This window comes from Caldovatus aquaticus, assembly GCF_019458025.1.
In the GTDB taxonomy this organism is placed as follows: domain Bacteria; phylum Pseudomonadota; class Alphaproteobacteria; order Acetobacterales; family Acetobacteraceae; genus Caldovatus; species Caldovatus aquaticus.
This window is the reverse complement of sequence record NZ_JAHZUY010000092.1, coordinates 1-7,995: the sequence shown is the minus strand read 5'-3', so window position 1 is coordinate 7,995 and position 7,995 is coordinate 1. Positions and strand designations below refer to the sequence as shown.

Below are 7,995 nucleotides of genomic sequence, written 5' to 3'. Positions count from 1 at the left end.
CGACGCCGGTGGAGAGCGCGTTGCGGTAGAGGGCCTCGTAGACCTGCCCGGCGCGCTCCACCGAGCCGGTGGCCTGCTGCAGCCGGGAGAGGCCCTGGGTGAGCGCGTCGCCGGCCTGGACCAGGGCGCGGGCGGCGGCGGCGAGGCCGGCGAGCTGGATGCCGCGCGTGGCGACGTCGAGCAGTTCGAGGGAGCGGGAGGCCCGCTCGGCGCCGCCCTTGATCTGGTCGAGGGAGCGCTGGCCGGTCTCGCCGACCTCGCGCAGCTCCTGCTTGACCCGGGCGGCGTCGTCCAGCGACAGGCGCACCGAGACGCGGCGGGTGGCGTCGGCCATGGTGCCCCCTCCGGCTGGCGGTTTCGTCAGTTGCGTTTAATCCGTCTGTTGCGTATAAGGGCGGGCAACCAGAAGGCACCGGAGGGTCCCATGCTCGCTCTGCTCGACCAGGCCGAGCCGATCGTCGCCGACGAGGCCGAGGCCGCCATCGCCAAGACCGCCGCCGCCAGCCTGGCCCCCGCCGCCCGGGCGGGCCAGGGCGTCCAGCTCGTGCTGCGCGAGCAGCCCAACGTGGTCGTCCCGCTGCCGGCCCGCGCGGTCGAGGTCGTGCTCACCGTGCTCAGCGCCATGGCCGAGCGGCGGCCGATCTCGGTCATCCCGCACGAGGCCGAGCTCACCACGCAGCAGGCCGCCGACTACCTCAACGTGTCGCGGCCCTTCCTCATCGGCCTGATCGACCGCGGCGAGATCCCGCACCGCATGGTCGGCCGGCACCGCCGCGTGCGCTTCGCCGACCTGCTGGCCTACGAGCGCGCCGCCGCCGAGAAGCGGAAGCGGGCGCTGGCGGAGATGGCTGCGGAGGCGCGCCGGCTGGGGCTCGACTGAGGCGTGATCTCGACCTTCACGGCGTTCTTCGACGCGAACGTCTTCTACGGGGCGCGCCTGCGCAGCCTGATCCTCTTCCTCGCCCAGACGAAGCTGTTCCGGGCGCGGTGGAGCGACAGGGTGCACGAGGAGTGGATCCGCACCCTGCTGGAGAGGCGGCCCGACCTGAAGGCGGCCGATCTGGCGCGGACCCGCGAGCTCATGGACGCGTCGGTGCTGGACGCGCTGGTGACGGGCTACGAGCCGCTCATCGACGCGATGGTCCTGCCGGATCCCGGCGATCGGCACGTGCTCGCCGCGGCCGTGGTCTGCAAGGCGAGCTGCATCGTGACGTTCAACGTCGCCGACTTCCCGCCGGCGCGCCTGGCGCCCTACGGCCTGCACGTCGTGCACCCGGACGATTTCCTGCTGGATATCGAGAGTATGGATCCGACGGCCTTCGCCGATGCGGTGCGGGAGGATCTGGGCCACTACCGCGCCCCGCCGCTCGACCTCCCGGAGTATGTCGTCGCGCTCCGCAAGGCCGGCGTTCCGCGCATCGCCGAGCAGATCGGCAGGCTCGCCCCGATCCTGGAGCGGCGACCGAGCGACCGGCCGGCGGATTAGGTGGCGGGCGCCGACGCGCGCCGCTCGGCGCCGCCCTCAGCCATGCCGATGCGGAGGGCCAGCAGCAACTCGGCGGCGGCCCAGCCAGCGGCGCCGAGATCGCGCGCCGCTGCCAGCGCGCCGGCGGTGTCGAGGGTCAGGCCGCCCATCGTGGCCTCGGCGCAGGCGGTACCAGCGGCCCAGCAGGCGTGGCCCTCGACGCTCGTGGGGGCGTGCCCGGCGTAGGGGCAGGCGTCGGCGCAGTCGCGCCCGAGGGCGGCGCAGCCGCGGCAGTATTCGGGCCCGCGGGCGAAGTGCCAGGCGGCGCGGGCCCTCAGCCGTTTCCCTCGGCGGCCACCGCGGCGACCGGCGCGGTGGCGCGGTCCCAGAAGGCGGCGGCGAGGTCGTCGAGGTCCATCAGACGCTCGACCGCCTCGGGCGAGAGCGGCAGCGGCTGGCCGGCGGCGTCGCCGACGCCCTCCCAGGCGGTGACGGCGTGGCGGGCGAGCGCCTTGACCAAGAAGGCGAAGGACAGGCCGCGCGCCATGTCGGGGTCGAGGTCCGGGTCGGCGACGCGGATCGCCGCCAGCCGGCGCGCGGCGGCGGCCTGCGCTGCGGCCATGACCGCGGTGGTCACCGGTCGGATCTCGACGCGCACGCCGCGCGGCAGGTCGAGCCAGTACGGCTCGATGGGGAGGTCGAGGGTGAGCATGGAATTTGGAATCTCCATGGGTTATGTATCTTGCAGAAACCAAGGAACCCCCGATGACCGAGCCGATGCTCAAGGTCCCGGCGGCCGAGGCGCAGCGGAACTTCGGCCTCTACCAGGACAAGGCCCTCACCCAGCCCATCGCCATCACCCGCAACGGGCGGCCGCGAACGGTGCTGATCTCGATCGAGGAATACGAGCGCCTCAAGCGCCGCGACCGCCAGGTGGTGCGCACCGAGGACGCGCCGCAGGAGATCGTGGACGCCATCCTCGCGGCGCGGCCGCCAGAGGAGAACAAGCGCTTCGATCATGAGGTCTGACGCGCCGGCGCTGCCGGCTGTCGGCGACGTGATCCGCTACGCCTACCTCTGGAGCCACGAGCACGCGGCGGGACGAGAGGAAGGGTCGAAGGATCGTCCGGCGGCGGTGGTGGCCCTGGTTCGCCAGGAGGACGGCCATGATGAGGTCGTCGTCCTGCCGATCACCTCCACCCCGCCGGAAGAGCCCGGCGCGGCGGTCGAAGTTCCCGCCGAAACCCGCGCCCGCCTCGGCCTGCAACGAGAGCCGTGCTGGGTCGTGGTCACCGAGTACAACCGCTTCGTCTGGCCGGGGCCGGACCTCCGCCCCCTCGAAGGCGGCACGGGGCCGTTCACCTACGGCCCGCTGCCCGATCGGGTGATGGCGCAGATCCGTGCTGCCTTCGCGGCGTGGCGGCAGAAGCGCCGCGTCGCGGCCATTCAGCGTACCGAGTAGGTCTCACGCATACACGCTTTCGGCCTGGTCGTTCCTGAGAAGCACGGTCATCATGCGGGTGGCGGTGGCGTTGTAGGCCGCGCGGAACGCGAAGCTCGCCTCGACGCCGGCCGGCCCTTCGACCGGGGTCTTGGCCAGCGCCAGGTACACCTCGTGCAAGGTGAAGGTCAGGCTGCGGTTCGCGTCGATCGTGTAGCCGAAGGCGAACTCCGCCGGCGCGTTGTCCTGCGCCTGCGTCAGCAGCGTGGTGTCGGCGAAGCGCGCGGTGATCTGCCCGGTGGCGCGCGCGATGCCGGGATCCACCCCCTCCACCTTCCGGTCGGCGCGGATGGTGCGCACCATCTCCATGCCGTTGGCGTAGGTCAGCCGCGCCCCGGTCACCTGGGCGAGGGCGGCGCCGTTCCGGCTGATCGCCCCCTGCGCCTTGTGGAAGGCGGTGTAGGCGGCGCTGGTCGGCGTGCCGCCGGCGCTCGTGCCGCCGCGCGTCGAGCCCTGCCCCATCAGCCCGAAGGTCGCGGTGGCGGGGCCGGTCGGCGAGAAGTCGAGCTCCAGCGTGTCGGCGCGCACGCCGGTGCAGAGGTCGTAGGACGGCACGTCCGGGTAGCCGATCTCGACGCTGTTCGAGGGCAGCGCGGCGGCGCCCGAGCCGAAGCTGTGGACGAAGTTCGGGCTGGTGCCGGTGGTGGTGGGCGGGCCCAGCAGCAGGCGCAGCCAGTGGCCGATGTTGACCAGGTCCACCGGCACCACCGCCTGGCCCTGCACGGTGACGGTGTCGAGGAAGGGCGCGGCCGGATCGCGGCTGGAGCCCACGCCGATGACGTCGGCGTCGAGCAGCGGCTGCTCGGCGCCGAGGTCGCAGGAGAGGAACGGCAGGCGCCGCCAGTCGCCCGCGGGCGCGGTGCCGTAGGCCGCCTCGGGGATCATGAGCAGGCGGCAGTTCGCGCCGATGGCACGGGGCATCGGGGGTCTCCGGGATCAGCGGGAAGGGGAAGCGTCAGGCCAGCGGCGAGCCGGCGACGGTGAAGAACAGCGCGACGGGGACCGAGGCGGCACGGGCGGCGGCGGCACCCTCGACCTCGACGTCCTCGAACTCGGGCGCGCCGGGCTGCGCCCATTCGACCGCGCCGCCGAGGGTGCGATCGGCGGCGATGGCGGCGGCGATGTCCACCAGCAGCGCGTCGAGCAGCGCGGTCCTCACCGTAGGCGTCGCGCCGCTGACGGTGACCTCGATCGCGGCGCGGTGCTCGATCGCCCAGGCGAGCGGCGACAGGATCGGCGTCTCCTCGACGGTCTCGCCGTCGCGGATGACGACCAGCCCGCCCGGCGGTAGGCGCTGCGGCACGGTCTCGCCGCGCAGCACCAGAGGCGCCGGATTCCCGCCGGCCAAGGATGTGGCCAGCCGGCTGTGGAGCGCCGCAATCGCGGTCTCGCGCACGCTCACGGCGCCTGCCTCCCGCTCTCGCGCTCCCAGGCCGCCACGAAGCGTCCCGACAGCCGGCGCAGGCCGCGCTCGGCGGCGCCCTTCACGTCGAGCCGCTTGGCGAGCTCGACCTGCGGCAGCAGCAGGAACATCGGCACCATGCCGCGCTGGAGCATGCCGCGCGCCCAGGCCTCGCGGCCCTCGCGGTTGCCGGTGCCGATCTCGGCGAGGCCGCCGGCGATGAGGCGGGTCCGGCGGCGCGGCCCGGTCTGCTCGCCCTGCCGCAGCGGCAGGCACCAGACGAAGCCGCGGCCGGAGCGGAACGGGCGGAGGAAGCCCTGCCCGGAGGTGACCATCTGCGCTGGCGTGACCCGCAGCCCCTTCTCTCCGCGGCCCCGCCGCCCCCGCGCCGCGTTGAAGCCGGTCGGGATGGCCAGGAACTTGCGCCCGCCCTTGGCGCGGATCAGCGCGCCGCGCTCGAAGGCGTCGATGACGTTCGGCACCTTGGTCCAGACCAAGCCGGCGGGGCGGAGCGACTGCCCTGAGCGCGGGAAGACCTGCGACCGCCAGGCATGGGCGATGCCGCGGGCGTTGCCGCCGAAGGCGCCGGTCACCTGCCGGCGCAGCTCCTGCTTGACCTGCTCGGTCTCGGCGCGGATCGCCTGCATGGCCGCCCGCTCGCCGGCACGGACCTCGGCGGCGAGCTGCCGGCGCAGGTCGCCGAGGACGGTGGCGGCCAGCCTCACGGCGTGCCGCCGCCCGGCGGCAGGCCGGTGCGGTGGCGGATGATCGCCACGGCGAGGTCGTGCAGCGCGGCCTGGCCGAGGTAGCCGAACACGAAGGCGAAGAGGAACCGGCCGTATTCGTTGAACTCGAGGAAGCCCCCGAGGGCATAGCCGGCGCTGCCGACCAGGGCGGCGGAGGGCACCTCCCAGGCGAGGCACCAGCCGAAGCGGCGGCGCTCGGGGTTGTTCCAGCGCACGAAGCCACCCGCCAGGCCGGCGGCGGCGCCGAGCAGCAGGTCGCGCAGCACCTCCAAGAGGCTGAGGCCGTTCTGCGGCATGGCGGGGGCTCCTATCGCTGGCAGAGCACGCGCCAGGCGATGCCGGCGGCGTCGCGCTCGGCGTGGGTGACAGTGAGCAGGTCGGGCCCGAGGGCGAAGCTGTCGCCGGCGGCGAGGTCGGGGAGCTGCGCGATGGCGACCGAGAGGATGTCGGTGGCCGAGAGGATTTCGGTGCCGAAGGCATCGGCCACGCGGTCGGGCGAGGAGCGCAGGACACGAATCGGAATTGCAGGGCCAGTGCCGCCCTGCCGATAGACGGCGCCGGCCCCGAGGTTCGGGTCCGCGACGAGCGCCGCCGTCGCGTCGGCGAAGGCGTTCACTGCTCGCCCCCGTCGGCGGGGTTCAGCCGCCGCACCGCGGCGAGCCGCCCGGCGCAGTCGGCATGGGCAGCGTCGTAGGCCAGCAGCAGCTCCGCCACCTGGCCCTGCGTGAGGTGATCCGCGGCGGGCAGCGCCGGCGCCGCGGCGCAGACCAGCAGCGCGTCAGGGAGGCGGAGCGGCAGCAGCCGGATCTCCGGCGCTGCGGCCGGCGCGCAGGCGCTCGACAGCAGCGCGCAGCACAGGGGCAGCGCCGGCGGCATGGCTCGGGTCACGGCGGAGGGCCTCCAGGTCGGCGCCGAGGCGCGCGGCCTGGGCGCGGGCGCGTTCGGCCTCGCCGGTCAGCGCGGCGATGTGCCTCTCATGCTCGGCGGTGGCGCGGGCGAGCGCCGCCGCGTTCGCCTCCGCGGTATGCGTGGCCGTCGCAGCATCCAGACGGGCGGCATCGCGCTGGGCGCGGAAGTGCCAGGCGGTACCGGCAGAGATCAGCAGCGCCATCCCCATGCCGATTGGCAGGGCATGGCGGGACAGCAGGGTGAGGATCGCCGCGCCGGTCACGGACAGGCCCTGCGGTCGAGCTCGAAGTGCGGCCCGTCGCGGAAGGAGGGCCAGTCGCCGCCCCAGACGATCGGCACGCCGAGCTCCTTGGCGGCGGCCTTCATCGCCGCGCCGATCTGCTCGTACAGGCTCCAATCCCAGCGGATCTCGCCGTGCTCCGGCGCGCCATCGCCGTCGTCGAGCCAGTAGGCGAGATCGACGGCGTGGCCGGTGAGGTGCCGGCTGTCCATGGTGCGCGAGGCCCCGATCGCGACGAGGCGGGCCTGGCGCTCGCGCGAGCGTAGCCCCTCGGTCACGATGAAGGGCACCGCCCGGCGGGCCCGTTCGACGGCGCGCACCAGGTCGCGGTGCACGCCCGCGAGTCGCGCCCGGTCGCGCGGCGGCAGCGCAGTCATCACGCCCCCGAGGCCGGCACGCGGGCCAGCATCACGCGCACCGTGGCGTCGGCGGCCAGCGCCGCGACCGTGCAGAGCCCGACCTGGAAGTTGCCGGTGGCCGTCGTGGTGATGCGGCGGTTGGTGTCGTCCCAGAACACCCGGGCGCCCTGGGTGATGGCGAGGGCGGGCTCCTTCGGCAGCTCGAACTCGCCGCGGGTCTCGCACTCGACGGTGGCGTTCTGGTCGGCGTCGCTCGCCGCCACCCCGAAGAAGGCGCCGACCAGCAGGCCCTGGCCGGAGAGGATGCCCCCCGCGTAGGGCACCACCATCGGGATGGCGCGCGCGTCAGGGCGGAGGCAGTTGCGCATGATGAGGTCTCCTGGAAGCGCGCAGGGCGCCGACCGGAAGCCCGGTGGCGCCCTGGCGCGATACGGATGGGAAAGACGGGAGCGGGGGGATCAGGTGCCCGGGTTGAACCAGGCGCCGCGCCAGTCGATGGCGCCGACGCCGAAGTCGAAGATCACGCTGACCTCGATGCCATCGGCGCCCTGCACCTGGCCGGTGGTGACCTGCGGCCCCTCGGCGCCGTTGAGGTAGCCGTAGACGTAGACCGGCGCCGCGACCGGGTCGGAGAACAGGTACCAGCGGTTGGCCGGGATCAGCGGCTCGACCACCGGCTGCACGAAGCCCGCGAAGACGTTGGCCTTGGCCGTCTCGCTCGCCTGCACGACGACGGTCGCCTGGCGGGCGGCGAGTTCGAGGTTCGGCCCGACCAGCAGGCGCATGGTCTGCCCCATGGAGATCGGCAGGCCGTCGAGGGTACGCTGCTTCATGATGGCGGCGCGGCCGGCGCCGATGGTCGCGGTGTCGAGCGGCGTGCCGGTCCCGGCCTTGTTGGCCCGCGCCGCACCGGTGGCGAACACCGGCGCGTTGCCGGTGGCGAGCGTCGGGCCGTCGCCATTGGCGCTGTTCAGCAGGTTGTAGGCGGTGGCGTTCTCGAACTCGGCGACGCGGCGGCCGATGGCGGCGGCGAAGTCGGTGAAGGCGCCGAGGTCGTCGTTGACCAGCATCGGGCGCGTCACGCGGAGGCGCCGGGCGAAGGTCTGCAGCAGCACGATCTCCTGGCTCTCGGACATGGTGCCGACCTGGATCTCGCCGTTCTCGGCGAGCGGCAGCAGGGTCGGGAAGTCGCCGATGCGGAGGTGGCGGTGCGGCTTGAAGTCGCGGAAGTCGCGGCGGAGGAAGATCTGCCGGTAGGTCGGCTGCGCCGGTACGTAGGCGGCGAGCAGCATCTTGTTCGCGGCGGCGGAGAGCAGGGCCGGGAAGTCGGAGC

General features: G+C 73.8%; 15 protein-coding genes and 1 pseudogene. 4 read left to right on the top strand and 12 right to left on the bottom strand.

Features of this window, described 5'->3' with window-relative positions:
* A pseudogene (locus tag K1J50_RS17985) lies at nt 1-334 on the bottom strand (tape measure protein); the annotation flags it as partial.
* A 90-nt stretch (nt 335-424) separates the two neighbouring features.
* Between K1J50_RS17985 and K1J50_RS17980 the strand changes: the two are divergent.
* Together K1J50_RS17980 and K1J50_RS17975 are read left to right on the top strand one after the other, a co-directional pair.
* Complete coding sequence (locus K1J50_RS17980) at nt 425-880, top strand: helix-turn-helix domain-containing protein (protein ID WP_220119133.1); 456 nt, start codon at nt 425-427, stop codon at nt 878-880.
* 3 nt (nt 881-883) lie between these two features.
* Nucleotides 884-1,486: a PIN domain-containing protein gene (locus K1J50_RS17975; protein WP_337875692.1), complete on the top strand. Its 603-nt coding sequence runs from the start codon at nt 884-886 to the stop codon at nt 1,484-1,486.
* Here K1J50_RS17975 and K1J50_RS17970 read toward each other — a convergent pair.
* Together K1J50_RS17970 and K1J50_RS17965 are read right to left on the bottom strand one after the other, a co-directional pair.
* A complete protein-coding gene (locus K1J50_RS17970; RefSeq protein ID WP_220119132.1) occupies nt 1,483-1,635 on the bottom strand; it encodes a hypothetical protein in 153 nt (50 codons plus the stop codon). The genes K1J50_RS17975 and K1J50_RS17970 overlap by 4 nt on opposite strands.
* 164 nt (nt 1,636-1,799) lie before the next feature.
* The gene (locus tag K1J50_RS17965) at nt 1,800-2,195 is read right to left on the bottom strand and encodes a hypothetical protein (RefSeq protein ID WP_255575440.1); all 396 of its coding nucleotides are present in this window, start codon (nt 2,193-2,195) and stop codon (nt 1,800-1,802) included.
* Nucleotides 2,196-2,230: 35 nt separating this feature from the next.
* Between K1J50_RS17965 and K1J50_RS17960 the strand changes: the two genes are divergently transcribed.
* Together K1J50_RS17960 and K1J50_RS17955 are read left to right on the top strand one after the other, a co-directional pair.
* Complete coding sequence (locus K1J50_RS17960) at nt 2,231-2,494, top strand: type II toxin-antitoxin system Phd/YefM family antitoxin (protein WP_135470880.1); 264 nt, start codon at nt 2,231-2,233, stop codon at nt 2,492-2,494.
* On the top strand, nt 2,484-2,927 hold the full coding sequence (locus K1J50_RS17955) for a hypothetical protein (protein ID WP_135470882.1): 444 nt from the start codon (nt 2,484-2,486) through the stop codon (nt 2,925-2,927). Before K1J50_RS17960 ends, K1J50_RS17955 begins: the two co-directional genes overlap by 11 nt.
* 3 nt (nt 2,928-2,930) lie before the next feature.
* Here K1J50_RS17955 and K1J50_RS17950 read toward each other — a convergent pair whose 3' ends face one another.
* From K1J50_RS17950 to K1J50_RS17910, 9 genes are all read right to left on the bottom strand, one after another.
* Nucleotides 2,931-3,887, bottom strand: a complete 957-nt coding sequence (locus K1J50_RS17950) for a phage tail tube protein (RefSeq protein WP_220119131.1) — start codon at nt 3,885-3,887, stop codon at nt 2,931-2,933.
* Between the two features lie 34 nt (nt 3,888-3,921).
* Nucleotides 3,922-4,287 (bottom strand): hypothetical protein, encoded by a 366-nt coding sequence (locus K1J50_RS17945; protein ID WP_369413645.1) that lies wholly within the window; start codon nt 4,285-4,287, stop codon nt 3,922-3,924.
* 77 nt (nt 4,288-4,364) lie between these two features.
* Nucleotides 4,365-5,093: a DUF6441 family protein gene (locus K1J50_RS17940; RefSeq protein WP_220119129.1), complete on the bottom strand. Its 729-nt coding sequence runs from the start codon at nt 5,091-5,093 to the stop codon at nt 4,365-4,367.
* Entirely contained in the window at nt 5,090-5,410 is a 321-nt protein-coding gene (locus K1J50_RS17935) for a phage holin family protein (RefSeq protein ID WP_220119128.1), read from the bottom strand. Before K1J50_RS17935 ends, K1J50_RS17940 begins: the two co-directional genes overlap by 4 nt.
* A gap of 11 nt (nt 5,411-5,421) precedes the next feature.
* Nucleotides 5,422-5,730 carry a head-tail joining protein gene (locus K1J50_RS17930; RefSeq protein WP_220119127.1) on the bottom strand — a complete coding sequence of 103 codons (309 nt, stop codon included), beginning with the start codon at nt 5,728-5,730 and terminating at the stop codon, nt 5,422-5,424.
* Between the two features lie 162 nt (nt 5,731-5,892).
* The gene (locus tag K1J50_RS17925; protein ID WP_220119126.1) at nt 5,893-6,285 is read right to left on the bottom strand and encodes a hypothetical protein; all 393 of its coding nucleotides are present in this window, start codon (nt 6,283-6,285) and stop codon (nt 5,893-5,895) included.
* Nucleotides 6,282-6,680, bottom strand: a complete 399-nt coding sequence (locus tag K1J50_RS17920; RefSeq protein WP_220119125.1) for a M15 family metallopeptidase — start codon at nt 6,678-6,680, stop codon at nt 6,282-6,284. The genes K1J50_RS17925 and K1J50_RS17920 overlap by 4 nt, the downstream gene beginning before the upstream one ends.
* Nucleotides 6,680-7,030: a DUF2190 family protein gene (locus K1J50_RS17915; RefSeq protein ID WP_220119124.1), complete on the bottom strand. Its 351-nt coding sequence runs from the start codon at nt 7,028-7,030 to the stop codon at nt 6,680-6,682. The genes K1J50_RS17920 and K1J50_RS17915 overlap by 1 nt, the downstream gene beginning before the upstream one ends.
* A 90-nt stretch (nt 7,031-7,120) precedes the next feature.
* A partial coding sequence (locus K1J50_RS17910) for a Mu-like prophage major head subunit gpT family protein (RefSeq protein ID WP_220119123.1) occupies nt 7,121-7,995 on the bottom strand: 875 nt, incomplete at its 5' end.

What these genes read in the sequence shown, in the direction of transcription:
- K1J50_RS17980 (WP_220119133.1), top strand. Translation starts at nt 425, where the DNA reads ATGCTCGCTCTGCTCGACCAGGCCGAGCCGATCGTCGCCGACGAGGCC.
- K1J50_RS17970 (WP_220119132.1), bottom strand. Translation starts at nt 1,635, where the DNA reads ATGGGCGGCCTGACCCTCGACACCGCCGGCGCGCTGGCAGCGGCGCGC.
- K1J50_RS17965 (WP_255575440.1), bottom strand. Translation starts at nt 2,195, where the DNA reads ATGGAGATTCCAAATTCCATGCTCACCCTCGACCTCCCCATCGAGCCG.
- K1J50_RS17960 (WP_135470880.1), top strand. Translation starts at nt 2,231, where the DNA reads ATGACCGAGCCGATGCTCAAGGTCCCGGCGGCCGAGGCGCAGCGGAAC.
- K1J50_RS17955 (WP_135470882.1), top strand. Translation starts at nt 2,484, where the DNA reads ATGAGGTCTGACGCGCCGGCGCTGCCGGCTGTCGGCGACGTGATCCGC.
- K1J50_RS17950 (WP_220119131.1), bottom strand. Translation starts at nt 3,887, where the DNA reads ATGCCCCGTGCCATCGGCGCGAACTGCCGCCTGCTCATGATCCCCGAG.
- K1J50_RS17935 (WP_220119128.1), bottom strand. Translation starts at nt 5,410, where the DNA reads ATGCCGCAGAACGGCCTCAGCCTCTTGGAGGTGCTGCGCGACCTGCTG.
- K1J50_RS17920 (WP_220119125.1), bottom strand. Translation starts at nt 6,680, where the DNA reads ATGACTGCGCTGCCGCCGCGCGACCGGGCGCGACTCGCGGGCGTGCAC.
- K1J50_RS17915 (WP_220119124.1), bottom strand. Translation starts at nt 7,030, where the DNA reads ATGCGCAACTGCCTCCGCCCTGACGCGCGCGCCATCCCGATGGTGGTG.